Genomic DNA, 17319 nt, shown 5'->3' on the forward strand with positions numbered 1-17319 from the left:
CTAAATCAGTGGACGTATCGGTTCCTCTTGCTCGCCATGGCTTTCTTCAATCGTTTTTGGTTCATGCACTTCTTTGGGTGGTTTCATATACTGTTCAATCCATGCGTCAACGGTATCTACATGCTCGACTTCTTTTTGTTCAGCCATGATGGCTTTTCCCCAAGATAACCCCCATTCGCTGGCATAGGCCAAGGCTTTCTTATTGTGGAAAGGGGCAATCTCACCATCAGGTAAATAGGTTACGGGCGGTTCATTTTCCACCATACAAGTGGTAATATGACTGCGACCATCCCGTTTCGAGCGGGTAAAGATAGCGCAGTTCCGCTCTGGCAGTTGACGGATAAACGATTCGGTGAATACCCCATCAGTCATATCCTCTATTTTCGATGCCCCATCCCCTTGTGCACAACTCATGATGGTTCCAACCAATCGGAATGCGACAATCAACTCCTTGTTCTTGATCTGATCAAGGTCTTGGGTTATAAAGCCAATCCCTAAGCCTCGTTTCCGCGTCTCAGCGATACTTTTTGCGATTACTCCGCCTACCTCATCGAGCAAATGTGCTTCATCGACCATCAACATATGGAGTTTGGAACTAGGTGGTCGTTGTTTGGCAGTGTAGTAGTATTGATTAACGAGATGGTTTCCCACAATCCGAACTTGGTTTTTGGTCATGTTGTTGATGTTGATGAGTACCAGACAACCATCATCCATGTATTTTCGGATGTCTAGATTCATTTTCGGTTGGCAGAACAACCGACGCATGGTCTGGTCACTCAAGAGTGGGTCTAATCGATTTAGAATCGCTCCAATATGAGTTCCTAAGTCCTCATCGTCGGGTACAGCATCCCATTGTCGCTTGACGTAAGGGTCTTTCACATTCATGAGTACCTTTGCCCGAAATGCTGGATTTCTGAACATCTCCTCAATACCTAAGATGGTGTGGGGTTGTTCATCTTCTAGTAGCGCCTGTAATGCCATTTGTAGTAGACGTTTGGATTGCGTCAGGCTTGAACTACTACCGGTTGTTCCCAGAATGACTTCCGCTGCGTTTTGTGCTACTTGACTCGTACTCACCCCTTTGGGTTTATGCAGAAGGTTCATTGCCACACTATGAGTCGTTTCTGGGGTCAAATCAAAGTGCCGGATTTTATGACGCGGGATGGTGATTCCCTTAACCTGTTCATAGTAGCGTAAACGATTCTCAATCGTGGCAATCCCCTCTTCTGCCGGGTCAATGAAGGTAAAGCCTGGGTGATTGTCTGGGTCTTCTAACCAACCTTGAATCCAGTGATCCATCATCTCTACTAACAAGGATGATTTCCCCATACCCGGTGCTCCGGTTAAGACAAAGTGCTTGCTAAACTGCTCAAAATCAATCCGAACTTCCCGTTTCATAATGGGATGTTTTAGTTGGCCAATAAAGGCACCTTTACTTAATTCCCAATCATCAAGTGTCTTCTGATTAGCTTCTAGTGCAGGGAGATACCCTCGTTCTCCCTTTTTGGGTTCGGTGTAAATCTCATGATTCCCCGGTGGAAGATGAAAGAGATTCGCAAGTTCGTCCCCAGTCCATGTCATCAAGGTATACGGAACGTTGAATGGAACCGGACACCGTTCTTTCATCATCTGCCAGATATGCTGATAGAAGAGTAATTCCCCATCATGTTTTAGCTCCGCTTTAATGGCGTTGCTGGTTGAGTGAATCACTGAACCGGCTTGCGGGGAGTTAGACCATAGTGAAAGCCGTACAGTAAAGGAGTTCTCCCGCCCCGTCAATCGTTTCGTAATGCTCAGTTTCCGTGCCTTTTCCCGGCTAGACAGGTCATTCACTTTCTTATGTTTCAGTTTGTCTACGGTGTCATCTACGCGGTCTTCCAGTTCTCCCCATCCAGAAGGAGAGAATTGCAGTTCCAGAAATGAGCCTGGACGGAACGTGGTAAGAATATTCCCGATAGACGAATGCTTCTTATCCTTGATCGAAGACAGAGGCAAGGCACTTTTCCCTTTAAAAATGAAGTGTCCACCCTTTCCGTGTTGGTTTGGGAAAGGAACTTCTGCTTTACGTATGGGGAAAATCTCAGCATGCGGATAAGTGGTTCGGATGGCATCCATCACGCTGTTTTCCTTCTCTGCGGGATAGCCCAAGTAAATGCCAATCTCTTTGCTACCAAAGGGTTGAGCCAAACGTAGTCGAAACCATACATCCCCTTTGAACCAGCGATACCGTCTTCGCCCCATTTGGCCAAACAGATTAATCAGGTTCTGAATCTTCCCTTTATCGAAGGAAGTGGCACGAGAAGGAAGAATCCGGATCCATTCTAACTGTCTCTCTGCCTTCTTCCGTAAGCGCCAAGCGTTTCCCCAGTGAATGATTAGGGCGAGTGAAACAAGCCCAACCCCCATCCAACATACATCTGCTAGGGTGTCTAATCCAAAAGGGAGATAGGCTTGTATCGTTTTTGTGAGATTTGAAGCTGTTGGGGTCACGTTGTCGATTAGTTGATCCAAGGTGATTTCACCTTGGAAAAACTGAACCAGTTGACTCATCGGTTTATAGAAAAAGATGAGGAGAAGCAAAGCGGGTCCAGCAACCCGCCAAAGTCGATCATCCTTCACAGTCTGTCCTCCTTATCGTTTAATAAAAGGCATCGGGTCAATCGGGGCACCGTTACGATGGATTTCAAAGTGGAGATGTGGCCCGGTACTTCTCCCGTTACTCCCCATTAACGCGATCACATGACCACGACTAACCTGATTCCCTACACGAACTTTTACATCTTCCTTATACATGTGGGCATAAAGTGTGCGAAGCCCATTGGCATGCTGGATGACGATCATCCATCCATAACCACTGGCCGCTCGGTTTTCGACAACCACTCCATCATCCGCAGCCATGATAGGAACGCCCCTCCCTTTTCCGATGTCCACCCCTTCATGCATCCGGTGAACACCTGTAACCGGGTTTACCCGCATTCCATAGGGGGAAGTGATCTTTCCGCCAACTACAGGGAACAGAAACCCGTCTCCCGGAATACTCGTATTGGCTGTTGTGGCAACCACAAACTGTTCTGCATAACGCTTGACCTTCAATACATAGTTTTGGTAGTCATGATTGTAGTCGTAAACAGGGCCATTTGGCGCAAACCAGTCCTCCCCTTTACTATGATTGGCCGCCAGATACTTAGCCGTAGCATGAATGGCATCAACCGGGTCATAGGGATTCGCCTTGCCATCCCCGTTTGCATCAACACCCATGCCACCATATTTAGCAATCAGTTTGGGGTTGGTGATATCCACGGAATCGGGCAAGTCCCCAAGCCGCGTTCCACCTGGATAAGACCAACCAACCCATGTTTTATCCATGAATTGGGTATGACCACTGGCTCCCACCGAACTCACGCTTAAATCACGCCCAAAGTCGGTTTCTACCTTATGAATAGCCGCTAATATCTCCCAAGGCACACCATATTTTCGCCCTGCTTCTTGATAGAGACTCAGATACTTTCTCGCCTCTTGAGGAAATGCGCTGGATACTTCGCTTTCCGTTGATATGGAGGTGTCCTCTTCTCTGCCCATGAACAAGGATAGAAAGAAAAGGATACACACAATTCCTAAGAAGATGGCACCGAGTATCGGAAGTACCAACCATAGCCAATGGAAGTCCTTTCTTATTTCTTGCTGTCTAATCAACCATTCCACGCACGTTCACCTCCTGTACACGCCAGTTGTCGGTTTTCCCTAACATGAGATCGTATGTCCATTCTTCAAGGTGTCGATCTCCTTTTCGGTCTATGATCTCGCTAATCGCAACCACGGAGCATTCAATGAGCGGTTCTTGTTTCATACATTCATTGGACGAGATCTGATGTAGTCGAGTCGATTGAATTTCCACGGTAGGTCGTGGTGGTGCTTGTATCTGCTGATTGAACCAAGACTCGGTCACATAAGGTCGCGTTGGTTCAATATATTCGGTTGGTTGGTTGCCATCGTAATGAAGATAAACGGTAAGAAATCGCTCTACTGTCTGTTTGGCTTGGTTAAGGTCTTGTGGGGTGATGTTAGTTAATACGGGTTCTTCTTGCAAAGAAGGTGCAGCCGTTTTGGACTGCACCCCCTTTTTCTGTTCATGATCTGCTAGAAACCACCAGAACCCAAAAGCCACAATCCATACCGCAGGCAACCAAAGGAGAAATCGTTTCTTCTGCTTATTCACTCTTTTTCACCTCTGCAAGAAGAGGAAGCGGTTCGTTCTCATCCTCTTGCTCTTCTTTCAATGGTTTTAAAAAGGGTGGAATCTCCACTTCTTCTAATTCGGTTTTCGTGTGTGCTTCGGGCGGCAATAGTTCATAGGTTGGCTCTAATTCTCTTTCCTCCTCTTCAACTGGTAGCAAGGTTGCTTCGGGACTCGTTAATACCGGTTCGGATTCCTCCTCCTCCTGCTCTGGTTGGTTCTCAGTTGACAACAGAACCACTTCGGGTGTGGTAAGTTGTGGAGCAGGTTCAGGTTCGCCCTCAACGGGTTCATCTGGACCCGATGTCAACTTCTCCTGCTTCTTCCCGGCTTCTAACTCATTATCCGGGTAAATCAATTCAAACTCGGTCTCATTGAACGGTTCCGGCTTAATCATCTCGGCTTCGTATTGTGGAATCGGTTCAGGTTGCGGTTCTGGTGAGGTAGGAGTTGGTTGCTTCTTCGGTTTCTTTATATTTGGGAGTTTGATGGGTTTCAGTAGTTGATCGGCTTGACGCAACCCTTTTCGGAGTACCTGATCAAGCATTTGTGTACCCGTCGGATTTCCAAAGAAAGACGTTGCCGGAATGGTAACCATTTGATAAATGTCCTTTCGCTTCCAAATCATCAGGGCTAACAGGATATATTGCATTAGCATGGTCATGAGATACCCTTTTTCCTCTGTAAAAGAATAGAGCGCCCCACTGAAAGCGAAGTATAGCGACATCAGCACACCAAGCGCTAATTTCATGAGGAGTGACCCTAAAGCATGTCCAGCCCATTGATAAAGGCTGTTTCGCCATGGCGGCATGACTGCCCAAGTGAGCGCGATTGGCGAAAGCATCAGGACAAACAAGAAGTAGAGTGAGAAAAAGGGAATGCCCACACTAATCATTAGCACGACACAAGCAATTACCAGGTTGAGGATGACGACCATGATCGTGAAGCCTAATCGGGTTCCTGAATTCTTGGTGGTCATGTTTAAGTTCTTGAGGGTCTTCACTTCATTTTGGATAACGGCACTACGATTCTCCGGTGCCGTCTTTAACACCTTATCCATTCGTTTTTGGTCAACATCCGTTGTGCCAAACTGAAGCAATTGATAAGGTTTGATCACCATGATCTCCCATAGTTTGTTTCCTGCTTCGACGGTGGCTTCATTGGCACTCAGGGTAGGTTCATTTGGTTGCGTGATGTTACTCGTGAGTGCCATGGTACCTTTGGTGATCTCACTGGAAAATTGATTGGCTCCCGCTGCAATGTCCGATGCGAAGTAAAAGAAGATATAGGAACCGAAAATGACCACAAGTGAAGAGATAATCCCACGTGCGGCACCATGGTCATCATCCGTCACCATCGTTTTCCAACCAATCCAACCGCCCAGAAGCGTTACCATCAAGGGGAGAAAAATCCCATAGAATCCCTTGTCTTGGAAGCCGCCGTTATAGCCGGCAAGGGTTCGGATACCCTCCCCGATACTCTCTCCCACTTCTTTCACAACATCGAGGGTTAGGCTCTCCTCCATCACCCAAGTGAGGATGCGTGCGATTTCTACGTTGCCTTGCCAGAACATGTTGGTGAACGAATGGAGGAAGTAGTGGCCACTATCAGAAAGTTGATCATCCAGTTCCCAAAACGATCGTTCCTCTAGGAAAAGGTCGAGTCGGTAGTGTTCAAGCGGAACCTGATTATATTTCACTTCAACCTGACCCACTTTGGTTTTCTTTGACTCCTGTGGAATCAGGCTATCCCATAGGCTCATCGAGGTAGTCTGTGTCTTCGTTTCCTCCGCATAAAGCATAATCGGGTAAAGGGTGGCAAAGAAGATAGCAAGGAGGGTAGAGAAGATCACCCATTTCTTCAATGGTCTGTCCCCTTTAGAATGCGTGGGGTTAACCCTTGAATCATTAAGTCAAATTCATTCCCCGGCAGGTAATTGATTTGCCACTTGTCATTCTTCTTCTCTACCCGATAGTGACCGCCTACGTTCACCTTCAACTCATTTACCCATTTGATGTGATAGACGTAAAGGTTCTCGTTCACTCGATATTCTTCCGCTACCCAATTATCCGGGAGCGTTTCATTGTTCTGCTTCCCTTGGTTAAGCGAGAGATTGTTAAGATCAGCCAGCAACTTCGCATAATCCGGTGTGGCCAACTCCTTGATTTTGACCCCATCCTTTTGGATCTGGGCATTCTCAAACTGGATGACCACCTGATCAGGTGTGATGTCGTTCTTATCGGCTTTGTTATCCGGTAGCCAGAAGGGAAGCGTCCCCAACGATGCGGCAACAATCACCGTTGGGATCCACACTTTCGGTTTCTTTATCCATTCGGCTTTCATCCAACCACCCTTTCCTGTTCTAATGGGGGTGTGGTATCAAAGGCTTTGGCGAGGTTTCCGAACAGGCAGTCCAGGTACACCCGACCCACCCGACCATAGATGTCACGCATGAAGCATTCCCCTTCCTTCAACCCTTGCACGGCTTGTCGGTTTGCCTCGTTGTTCTCAATTTGAAGGATTTCAAGTGCTTGGGTGACTTCATCTTCATCCACGGTTTTAAAGACCAATTTGACCCCGATATTATTGATGAGTTGGTCCGGTACATCCGATGGGTTTTGCGTGACAAGGAGGGTACCTGCGTTCCAATACCGACCCATGCGAATGCCTTCATCCACAGCCCGTTGTCCCAAATCACTGGCTAGCGGAATCCATGCTTCTTCCCACCATATTTGTTTAAACCGGTGGCGATCCCGTTTAACGAGTTGATTTACAAATCCGGTGATTGGAAGCATGAGCGCCTTAGACAAAATCTCCAACTCGTCATATTGTTTGGGGTCTTTTGTCCGATCTGGAATCCGAAGTTCATCAATCTGGATGATGTTGAGAGCTTTATCTAGGCTAAGTTGATGCTCCGATGGGTTTCCATCCCCAAAGATCAATTGGGAAAAGGGGAAACTTTCGTATAACGCTAAAGACCGATAGAGACGTTCATCCTTCTGTTTGATAAGGTTCAAAACCCCAGACATAGACGGGCGGTCGGACATCTTGACTTCTTGAATCGCTTCTTGAATGAGATGATGCCAGTCATGGGTGCGATCTACTTGCACCAGTTGCATCAAAAAGTCTTTTGCAAAAAGCGGTGCTTCCTCTCTCGGAAAGATCATAAAGGGGTCAAGCATGCCACGGTATCTAGGGTCAGAACCCAACCGAATCAATGCCACCTGCCCCTTACAACCGGGTAAATCCTCAACCCAGTTTCCGCGTTCCCCTTTACTGTCAATAAGAAGTACCTTCGCTCCCAAATGATGCATGGCCTGATAGGAAAGAAGAGCGGCACCAAACGATTTCCCAAACCCAGTCCGACCAACAATCAAGGTGGAAAGAGACTTGGTATCCAAGGTTTCGCCACCTTGTGCGGCCAACGCCTGATGGAGAAAAACGGGACGGTCAAGGTATTTGGCGGGCATCTCTGCAGGCCCGGTATACCCGATAAACATTCCCCGTGCATCCCCTAGATGCTGAGACCCGTTGATCATCGCAGTAGCAACCATTTCTGGTTTCAGTTTCTGGTTGAAGTCTTTGACAAATTGCGTACCACCCGGCAGGAACTCATGGAACGCTAAGAACTGGTCACCGGGGGATACAAGCAGTTTCATATCGTGATTCCGGTTCTCATAGTGTCGGATAAGGGTTTGGGTTCGCTCCATCATCTTTCTTTCTGAGTCAGCATACACACAGAAGCAGGCGGTCATTTGCAAAATCGGTTCTTTGGTTTGCTTTAGGTTTTTCTCCTGCTCAACGGCTTCGAGGTAGGTTTCCTCCAGGTCTAAGTCTTGTTGCTGGCCATCTTCCCGAGTGTGCGTAATGTGATGGGATAGCCGTCTTTTCTGCCGACCAAGTAGTTCCGTTGCTTGCTGATGCGGAATCACCTTAATCCGAATACTCAGATCAACCGGGAATGGTAGGGATTGAAGCCAATATGCCCATTCCTCACCGGGAAAAATGAGATCATCCGGCATATAGGAGAGATACAGAAACTGCATCCATCCTTCTTTGATCTCTCCCTCATGGAACTGCTTTACTTTCACATGATGGGAAGAAACTTCATACTCCCCATTCATGAGAAGTTCAATGTCCTTCTGATTAGGACGGATGACTTCATGTCCATTCATTTCAAAGGCTTCGGCTCGTGGCTTCCATGAGTTAGAACCGCGCGGTTCCCCAATCCCCCGGAATGCGCTATGTTGAATCAGGACTTGGAGGTCATGGACGGTGACGCGTTGAACGGGAAGGCATCCGTACAAGTCTTGATAAATCTGAATCTCTCTATCCTGATAGGCCGTCAACTCTTCATCTAAAATGTCATAGGGTTCAATACCGGCCGTATAGTATATTAATCGACGCAAGTCTTTAAACTGAAAGCGAAGTTGTTTCTTTAGTTGTCTGCGTGTGGAATGGGCTTTTGTCCGGTTTAATCTCAATCCAATGAAGATTCGTTGATCTGTGGGGCGCTTCTGTTTCTTAACCAGCACTTTTGTCATCTCGTCGATATAATGGATGCCTTGTTTGGTCATCGCCCCTTCAGGCACGTCTTTTTTTAACTTCTCTTGATGCGCTTCGATGTCAAAGAATCTCGGAATCATCAACAGGTGCATGTCATTCTCGAACTTGCGGAGCACATGCATCCAAGATTGACGAAGCTGTTTCTTTTCGCTTGGTGATCGGTACGTATAGTTGACCTTCGGGACTTCATAGTATGCCCACACTTGGTCGTTGTTCGTAAACACAAGGTTTCCCTCGATATGCCGAACAGGGAAAATAACCGACTTTCTCATTACGCTTCCTCCTTTCTTCGTTCTTCTAATCGGATGGTATAGGTGGTTCCAAACTCATAGATGGTGGGTTCCTCAATCTCCTGATACGGTGAAACGCGTTTGGGACGGAACCAATGGGAAAGCATGGTCAAGGCATAGCTTTCTGGTGTCTTCCCGTGAGTCTTCAAGTTTTGCAGTACAGCAGTGAGAACAGTGGGAAGAATGAGATACGTTATACACCATCCATTCTCAATTTGATCGATTAACCAAACCGGAGAAAATGGGATCTGTCCAATACCAATTAGGATTGTTTCAATTGCTAAAAAGTAAAAAGGGGTTCTCTTGGATACCCCCCTTGGGATGGTGATTGGCCCGATCTTATACCATTTGTCTTCCCGATCAAGGATTTTACTGAGATTCTTCATTGGTGACACCTGACTTTTTATCAGTCAAGATTTCGTTGTTGGCTGTATCTTTGATCTTGTTAACAACTTGATAACCGCTAAAGATGAAAATGGCTGCAATCACGGTCCAAAAGATCTTTTTCCCCATCCCAGCTTCATTATCGGAAGCGTAGAGCGAAAGGAATTTCACAGCGATAATGGCTACAAAGATGGAACCGACAATAGCGATGACTAACTCGGTGCCATTATTAACAACATCCTTCATGCGTGTTCCCTCCCTTAATGGTTTAGTGTGGTTACGAACCAACGCCCTTTCTCTTCGATTAATTCCACGGTATAGGGATATGTTACTTCCATGTCCGTATCCGTTTCTTTCATCCGAACCAAGACGTTTGCCATGTAGGAGGTGTTCCCTTGACTCACCACTTCTACTTGTTCCAGTTCAACAAATCGCATGGAACCGTTGTAGCCATGGAGGGTTTTTTCCATTCTGGTGAGATACTGAATCTCACTATCTTTCCCTTCGGCAAACACTTTAAAGAAGCTATCCAGTGCGGTTTCGATCTGATCACGCACCTCAGAAGGAACCGATTGCCCTGGCATTGATTCTCTCTTCCATGCATCCTTGGGCTTGGTCGGTTCTGGCACAAGATATGGCGTGTCAATCACTACGAACTGACTCGCGCTTTGCGCCTTAATGGGAACCGCAAGGATTTGACGTTTATAAAAGTCCTTTTTCTCATCTTTGGGGTTGTAGTAGTTCACTATCGCGTGAACATAGATAATGCTTCGATGTCCCCCTAGAGAAATGGCATTGCCGGCATGTTCCACTTCTGGTCTTGCGGTATGCGTAAGGGACGAGAATGATATCCCTGCTTGCGGATCCATTCCCGCTGCTAAATAGGGTTCCAACCGTTTCGCCCGTTGCTCTTCTTTGCCTATCGTCCATTTAAAGTAATCATGGGCAAAGGAAGCGGCAAACGCTTTTGCATTCCCCGACACTTCCCACTCTTCCGTCTTTTCAGCAGAAACCATGGACTGTGCAGAGGAAATATTAAACTCGCCGGTTGCCCATAACCCAATAGCGGCCGTACTCGTTACCGTGCTGGTTACTAGTAGTCCCCAGATAGCCATTTTCTTAAATTGAAGCGGCTTAGTTGATGGGGGAAAAGGTTTCTTCAATGGTTAATCCTCCCTTCTAAACCAACTGAAATCAGTCGAAAACCCATTATTTAAGCGTATTCATATAGATTCTAACCCAGAAGACGTAGCTTAATCAATAGATGGATATTAAAAAACATCAATGTTTTTTCCTCTTTTTTCTTCGTCTAAGATCAGGATCGTCAAAAATTTTAAACCATTCTTCCACTGGGGCGAGCCACTGGCCATTCTCCATTCTTGGCCAAGCGTATTGGTTCTGGATGGCACGTCTTCCTAACTCCAGTGCCCAAGCATGTGAAATGCCTTTTAACCGTGCGGCCTTGGTACAAGCGATACACTCTTTTGTAGTTGCTGTTTCTTTTGCAGGAGCGACGCCAACCCGTTTTCTTTTCTTCCTTAATCGTTTTCCTGGCGGGTTAAAGATGATTCGCCACTCTTCCCATGTCGCTTCCCAGGGTTGCCCGCGTTTCACCGGAAACGGATTCCCTGATTGAACGCTTTTTCTCGCAAGTTCAGCAGCATAACTTGGTTCTAACCCAAACGCTTTGGCCGCCTTCTGCAAAGGTATGTACTTTTGACTCACTGGTGCACCTCCTTACTCAAAATCACTATAAGTTTCCATCAACTTCATACTGTTTGTCCACTGATAGAGAAACAATAAAGAGGCTTGTAGCAAGCCTCAAAATGACCATCTGATTAAGTTTTTTCCATGAAGTTTATTATTAGCCTGTTCGTGCCGATTTCATTATTCATCTAACCATTTAAAGGACTTTCCTGCTTGATCTGCCAAGGATAATTTGCACGTTTGGCCAAACGTGCTAATCGGCAAACATAAGAGTTTGTCTTCCCGATCCTTTTCGCAAACTCTTTTGCCGGAATCAAATCATCCACCGCGACACCTCCTTCTAAATAGATAAAAATAGTGTCCAATATTTTTTGGCGCTTTGCAAATGAAAAAGGCCCCAGTGGGGCCTAACTTAACTTGTTCACGGTTGACTAGCAATTGGTGCACTGGTGTTTTCATCTACTGGCGATTCCTCTGGTGAATCTTTCGCTGGAGAAATTTCCTCTTGGCTGGTGACTGCGCTTTCTTCACCAGCGACTGGAGCTGGTGATTTTACATCATCAACTGGAGAAATTTCATCGCTGGTGGCTGGAGGTATTTTTTCTCCAGTGGCTGGAGCTGGAGATTTTTCATCAACTGGAGAAATCTCCTCTCCACCCGGTGCTGGGGTTGGAGATTTATTTTCACCAGCTTGTTCTGGTGACGCTGGTGATTTGTTTTCACCAGCAGGTGATAGGCCATCCTCCAGCAGACCTTCTTTTATCAATTGATCGATTTTCTCCAAAGCACACTTTGCATGATTTTCTCTACAATCAGCTTCCTTCATGAGACGTCCACGTCCGCAATTAGCTCTCCCTTCAGTTCTGACAATCTTCTTAGCAACCTCAATAATGCGCGCAATTTCAGCATCCCGATCCTTCATGGATACCACCTTTTCGCTAGCGTTGGTGTTCTTCCGACTGGTGGTTTTCTTTTTACCAGTGGTGCTGGAGCCTTTGCTGGTGATTTTCTTTTTGCTGGTGGCCGTACTGGTGATATTGCCGCTGGTGACTTTATCGCTGGTGGTGCTGGTGGCGATTTTTACGCTGGAGTTTTTATTGCTGGCGATCTGGTGGCTGGTGGTTTCTTCAGGTGGAATTGGTGTTTTTTCTCCAGGCATTTCGTTGGAACTGGTGACTGATTGACTGGTGGAAATACCACCAGCAGATGCTGGTGTTGGTGATTGATTTTCACCAGACGGTTCGCTGGAGCTGGTGACATCTTTTTCCCGCCAGAAGCACAACCGATCCCACCATGGAACTTTTTTCCCACGCCGATCTTCCTTCTTAGCTCGTCGGTCTTCCTTTTTGAACTGATACGCCAACACGCCCTTCATCACAAGAAGGAGACATGGCATACTGACTCCGATCGCTTTTGCAAGTTTCGTGTCAGCCATTCCCGTGTAGTTTGAAGTGACCACAAAAGCGAACCCTGCGAGAAACCCGAGCCACGGCATGACCCCTTGTTTTTTTCCGTTTTTATAAGCACTTTGGATGACCTGTGAGCAATACACGAACAGCAACTCAAACACTCCCACAGCAACCCATGCGTCAATACCATAGTATCCAACTCTCACACAAAGTTTGTATGAGTGATGAACGGACAGGTAGATGATACCAGCCATCAGCAACAGATTTACCAAGATCATGATCGACTGGCCGATCCGTTTCCATGTCGCCATCGCAGTTCGTCCAATCCATGTAAAAAGCGTACGGTACATTGGAACGAAGTCACCAATCAAGTCAAAGAACGAGTAAAGCTTCAAGACAACCTTGTTCGGCTTCCGCTTATGCCCCCATCTAACCCACCGTTCTTGTTGCAAGTCAGCTGTTGTCATGCTGCATCACCACCTAAGTTGTTTTGCCAATAAACCAGCGCGTCGAGTCTTCTATTCGGTTGTTGGATGTGGTACACTTTGATCTGAATCCTTTCTTCATGGGATTTTTGGCTCTCTGGTGACGTGTCCAAACAGCTTCGCCAGGGAGCCGTTTATTTTTTATTACGGAAGCTTCCGTCCTGTTAGCCTTTCCATTCCAGCTTTCGTAACTAACCATATCTTCCCGCTTTTCCTAAACTCATTGGGAAGAAATTTTTTACCCGTATATGTAGGATCGCTGGAACGATTACACCATTGGGTTACTGTATTTTCGGAAAGCCCCCACTTTTCTGCTGCCTCCCTTGATGTATAAACTTCAGAAAGTGGGGATACTACTCCCCCAATCGATCTTTAAATTCCATTTCAGCACACCTCCTTTGTATTGTTTTCATTACATTATTATACGGTACGATTGTATTATTTGCAATACAATTTTCTAAAAAATATAACTATACCTATGCAAACAACCTCCCCTAATTAATTAGAGGAGGTCCTATGTTTAAATTTGATACGAGTTATCTCTTCTTGTTTTTCATAGCAATCTTGCTTGGATCTGGAATTCCCAACTCATCCAAATGCTTTGTGACTGCTTCTAAGACAATTTCCCTTTCGTACTGATCCGTAAGGGCGGCAGCAACTTTGAGCCTTTTTGCCACGGAAGACGGGAAATCGAACGTCTTCTTTTCTACAGATTCCCTTATTCCTGTATTTGCATTTTTCTGTGGAGCTGGGTTGTTGGTTTTACGTATACCTGTATTTCTGGGTTTGCTCTGTTCCTTCTTCACAGGTTCCTGTGTTACTGTAATTACAGGTTCTTGGGAATCTAGTAATACATTTTCCTGTATTCCTGTATTTACAGGAGCCTGTAATTTTGTATTTATGTCTTCCTGTATTTCTATATTTACATCTTTCTGCGAATCTTTATCCCTGTTTTTCTGGTTTTCAGTAAATACAGGAATATTATTTCCCTCATTTACAGGAATCTGTGTTTTTGTATTTACTTCTTTATGGTTTTGTTCTTTTGCATATTCCTGTATACCTGTATTTACAGGTTCCTGTATTGCTGTTTTTTCGGGTTTCCGGGATTTTTTGGGGATGCCTTCCAACAGGTCTTCAAATAGTTTCTTTTTGGACACGTTCAATCATCTCCTTAACTAAGGCGATATAAGGTTTAAGAGTTATCCTGTCCGCTGCTGTGTTCTTTTTTAAACCTGTGATACTATACTCTTTGATTTTCACCCGACGTTTGATCACAGCATCAAACAATAGATTAGGATATTGTCGCTTTGCCTTCTGATAAATTGTTTCGTCTAGGGTTGCAACCGAATCCATCATAGAAGTGATGATACCAAGGAATTTCATATTGGGGTTTACTTCTTCTTGTACTAGTTCAATTGTTTCTTCGTAGCGAAGTAACCCATCAAAGCAGAAAGGTTCGGGCTGGAAGATCGCCAAAGCAAAGTCACTGGCTGCTAATCCATTAAGTGTGTGATCCCCTAAGTTTGGGGGCAAATCGATAATGATGTAATCATATGAGTCTTTGATCGGATTAAGCGTTTTTGAGAGTAAAAGGAACGGGTGGCCCTCGTAGTCCCGGTATAGGAATTTGCTCAACAATGCTAAGTAATCATCAGACGGAATGATGTGAAAATTTTTCGTGATTTCGTGTATATATGGCCCCGGATCACCTTGCTTCATTGCTTCCAATATGGTTCGGTCTTCAAAGTCAAATAGGCTTTGGCGGGTTGTCATTTGAGTCAGATTTCCCTGGCTATCGAAATCAACTCCAAGAACTTTATAACCCCTTTCCGACAAAAGATCACAGATGACTGCACATGTTGTCGTTTTTCCTACGCCTCCTTTACCCATTCCAATGGAAATTACATGACCCATGTTTACACATCCCCTTATTTCTGTAGATTCGTATTCCTGTATTTCTGTAAAACTGCTTTAAACCCTGTTCACATTTTGTAAAATGGTCTGTAAAACAAACAAATCTATGATTCCAATCATGAAAACGAAGTCATGCAGGTTCAACCTCCCTCCTCTAATGTATGGTTTGTTGCGTCTTCCGCATCAGAGGAGAGATTTGGTACACATCTTCTTTGAAGGGGAGAGAGGGTTATTTCTTTACTCTACAAAAGGAGATATAATAATTTGAAAATAGTGTGAAAATACAAGAAAGGGGATTGAAAAATGATCAGATCAAAATATCGGCAACGGTATCGGATGATCCCATATGGGTTGGGACCCAATGGAGAAATTGTCACACCACAAGAAGCACAGCCTGGTAAATCACATCATTGTCCAGAGTGCAAAAAAAGACTCGTTTTGCGCACCAGCAAGCTAAAAAACCCATTCTTTGCCCACCTGCGAAAAGACAAAAAATGCAAGCTTACCAAGTCGCCTGTTGTCCTAGCCAAACATGTTCTCCTAGTCACTTTGCGCGAATGGATGAAGGGAGCCGGCGATCCAGTCCAGCTTCAACCTTTTTGCAATGAGCGAACCGAACTTCCTCGAAATGAAATCCATCAAATCAAAGTAAACCACCGCATCCGCATCAACCAGCGCTCTCTCGTTTCGCATCTCTCCTTGCTTGATCGCTATGGCCTTCCAATCCTACACATTGAAATCCGAGATCGACCCCGGCCACAACACATCAAACACCCCTCTTGGCTAGAAGTCTCCGCAGAAGAAATCCTATCCAATCCCTATCTGCTTTCACCACTGAACCCCGACACAGATTTTTTGCCACCAACTCCAGTCCAGCTAAGCTTGTTTTAATGTAATACTTTCACTCATTGCGTCCAAAAACTCAGCTGGCCAATACACCTTGCCGAATTTTTGGACGCAATAAAAAAGACCGCCCGCAGGCAGTCTGATGTTTACCTTTGTATCTCCAGAGGCAAAAACTTGCTATAGTTTTTCAAGAAAAGGTATTCGATTTTTCCGACCGGCCCTGATCGTTGTTTCGCGATGATCAGTTCAGCTATATTTTTCTTCTCGGATTCCTCGTTGTAGTAATCATCGCGATACAAGAACATGACCACATCCGCGTCTTGCTCAATAGATCCGGAATCCCTCAAATCGGAAAGCATGGGGCGTTTGTCTTGCCGTTGTTCAACGGAACGGGAAAGCTGTGACAGCGCGATTACAGGAACTTCTAGTTCAAGTGCCATGACTTTTAATGCCCGGCAAATCCGACTCACTTCTTCATTTCGAGTAGAATTGTACCCGTCGCTGGAAATTAGTTGAAGATAGTCCACAACTACTAAATCAAGTCCGCTTTCTCGTTTAATCCTACGGCACTCCGCCTTGATCTCAGGCACTGTAATACCCGGATTTGAATTGACCATCAGCTTTTTATCAGATAGAGTTGCCATCGCCCCTGAATACTTCTCATAATCCTCAGGGGTAAAGCGCCCGGAATAGTAAGCGCCTGAATCAAGATTCCCTTCACTACAAATCAACCTGTTTCCAAGTTCATCTTCATTCATTTCCAGATTGAAAAAAGTCACTGATCCATTCCCTCGTACAGCCACATTCGCCGCTATATTCAACGCCAACACTGATTTTCCCATTGCTGGCCGGGCCGCTAAGACAATCAATTGACCCGGTTTGAAACCGAGAAGCCGTTTATCCAAACAAGGGAATCCGCTTGATAACCCTTGAATTTTGCCGGGGTTTTCGATCCGTTCCGTCAACCTATCATTGCACTGAGAAAGGATGGAGTTGATTCCCTTTGTCTTTGTTTTGCTTTCAAAAGCCCGATTTGTGACATTCAACAGCATCTCTTCCGCTCGACTCAATACATTGTAAGGATTTTCTGCAGAATAACCGGTTGCAGATATTTGTTCTGCTGTCTGGATCAGTCGCCGCAACATAGCTTTCTCTTCTACTATCTTGGCGTAGTGTTCTGCATTAGCCGCAGTAGGCACAGTACTTGCCAGCTCGTTTAGATAAATTACGCCACCAGCTTCATCTAGCCGTTTCCGTCCTTGTAACTCTGCTGTCAAGGTGACTAAATCAACGGGCCGCCCTGTATCTGAAATATCTCGTATTGTTTGAAAGATAATGTGGTGGGCCCGGACATAAAAGTCATCCGGGCTTAATGCGACATCATGAATACAATCAGGATTTAGCAAGATCGACCCCAAGACGGCCTGTTCCGCTTCCATGCTGTGTGGTGGCAATTTGTCCATCATCATGTTCATCTCTCCCTT

Annotated in this window: 17 protein-coding genes; 1 reads left to right on the plus strand and 16 read right to left on the minus strand. The window is 45.6% G+C overall.

Annotation, left to right across the window (positions count from 1 at the left end):
* The 15 genes from EDC32_RS05900 to EDC32_RS05965 form a co-directional block, all read right to left on the minus strand.
* Complete coding sequence (locus tag EDC32_RS05900) at positions 1-2619, minus strand: ATP-binding protein (protein WP_132220438.1); 2619 nt, start codon at positions 2617-2619, stop codon at positions 1-3.
* A 12-nt stretch (positions 2620-2631) separates the two neighbouring features.
* Complete coding sequence (locus tag EDC32_RS05905) at positions 2632-3702, minus strand: peptidoglycan DD-metalloendopeptidase family protein (protein WP_132220440.1); 1071 nt, start codon at positions 3700-3702, stop codon at positions 2632-2634.
* Positions 3686-4216, minus strand: a complete 531-nt coding sequence (locus EDC32_RS05910) for a hypothetical protein (protein WP_132220442.1) — start codon at positions 4214-4216, stop codon at positions 3686-3688. The genes EDC32_RS05905 and EDC32_RS05910 overlap by 17 nt, the downstream gene beginning before the upstream one ends.
* Entirely contained in the window at positions 4209-6098 is a 1890-nt protein-coding gene (locus EDC32_RS05915) for a CD3337/EF1877 family mobilome membrane protein (RefSeq protein WP_132220444.1), read from the minus strand. The genes EDC32_RS05910 and EDC32_RS05915 overlap by 8 nt, the downstream gene beginning before the upstream one ends.
* Positions 6095-6577 carry a hypothetical protein gene (locus EDC32_RS05920; protein WP_132220446.1) on the minus strand — a complete coding sequence of 161 codons (483 nt, stop codon included), beginning with the start codon at positions 6575-6577 and terminating at the stop codon, positions 6095-6097. The genes EDC32_RS05915 and EDC32_RS05920 overlap by 4 nt, the downstream gene beginning before the upstream one ends.
* A complete protein-coding gene (locus tag EDC32_RS05925; RefSeq protein WP_132220448.1) occupies positions 6574-9072 on the minus strand; it encodes an ATP-binding protein in 2499 nt (832 codons plus the stop codon). Before EDC32_RS05925 ends, EDC32_RS05920 begins: the two co-directional genes overlap by 4 nt.
* Positions 9072-9476 (minus strand): TcpE family conjugal transfer membrane protein, encoded by a 405-nt coding sequence (locus tag EDC32_RS05930; RefSeq protein WP_132220450.1) that lies wholly within the window; start codon positions 9474-9476, stop codon positions 9072-9074. The genes EDC32_RS05925 and EDC32_RS05930 overlap by 1 nt, the downstream gene beginning before the upstream one ends.
* Complete coding sequence (locus EDC32_RS05935; protein ID WP_132220452.1) at positions 9460-9720, minus strand: hypothetical protein; 261 nt, start codon at positions 9718-9720, stop codon at positions 9460-9462. The genes EDC32_RS05930 and EDC32_RS05935 overlap by 17 nt, the downstream gene beginning before the upstream one ends.
* 14 nt (positions 9721-9734) lie before the next feature.
* Positions 9735-10637 (minus strand): conjugal transfer protein, encoded by a 903-nt coding sequence (locus EDC32_RS05940; RefSeq protein ID WP_132220454.1) that lies wholly within the window; start codon positions 10635-10637, stop codon positions 9735-9737.
* Positions 10638-10755: 118 nt separating this feature from the next.
* Complete coding sequence (locus EDC32_RS05945) at positions 10756-11199, minus strand: hypothetical protein (protein WP_132220456.1); 444 nt, start codon at positions 11197-11199, stop codon at positions 10756-10758.
* 170 nt (positions 11200-11369) lie between these two features.
* Positions 11370-11507 carry a hypothetical protein gene (locus EDC32_RS16295; RefSeq protein WP_158283249.1) on the minus strand — a complete coding sequence of 46 codons (138 nt, stop codon included), beginning with the start codon at positions 11505-11507 and terminating at the stop codon, positions 11370-11372.
* A gap of 95 nt (positions 11508-11602) precedes the next feature.
* Entirely contained in the window at positions 11603-13057 is a 1455-nt protein-coding gene (locus EDC32_RS05950; protein ID WP_132220458.1) for a hypothetical protein, read from the minus strand.
* Between the two features lie 162 nt (positions 13058-13219).
* Positions 13220-13441: a helix-turn-helix domain-containing protein gene (locus EDC32_RS16615; RefSeq protein WP_132220997.1), complete on the minus strand. Its 222-nt coding sequence runs from the start codon at positions 13439-13441 to the stop codon at positions 13220-13222.
* Positions 13442-13611: 170 nt separating this feature from the next.
* A complete protein-coding gene (locus EDC32_RS05960) occupies positions 13612-14232 on the minus strand; it encodes a hypothetical protein (RefSeq protein WP_132220460.1) in 621 nt (206 codons plus the stop codon).
* Complete coding sequence (locus tag EDC32_RS05965) at positions 14210-14989, minus strand: ParA family protein (RefSeq protein ID WP_132220462.1); 780 nt, start codon at positions 14987-14989, stop codon at positions 14210-14212. Before EDC32_RS05965 ends, EDC32_RS05960 begins: the two co-directional genes overlap by 23 nt.
* A gap of 303 nt (positions 14990-15292) precedes the next feature.
* On the opposite strand from EDC32_RS05965, the gene EDC32_RS05970 reads away from it, so the two are divergent.
* Positions 15293-15880 (plus strand): competence protein CoiA family protein, encoded by a 588-nt coding sequence (locus EDC32_RS05970; protein ID WP_132220464.1) that lies wholly within the window; start codon positions 15293-15295, stop codon positions 15878-15880.
* A 101-nt stretch (positions 15881-15981) separates the two neighbouring features.
* Here the strand turns inward: EDC32_RS05970 and dnaB are convergent, their stop codons facing one another.
* Entirely contained in the window at positions 15982-17310 is a 1329-nt protein-coding gene (dnaB, locus tag EDC32_RS05975; protein ID WP_132220466.1) for a replicative DNA helicase, read from the minus strand.
* Positions 17311-17319: the final 9 nt, after the last annotated feature.

The sequence above is a fragment of the Laceyella sacchari genome, from assembly GCF_004343255.1.
GTDB classification, from domain to species: Bacteria; Bacillota; Bacilli; order Thermoactinomycetales; family Thermoactinomycetaceae; genus Laceyella; species Laceyella sacchari.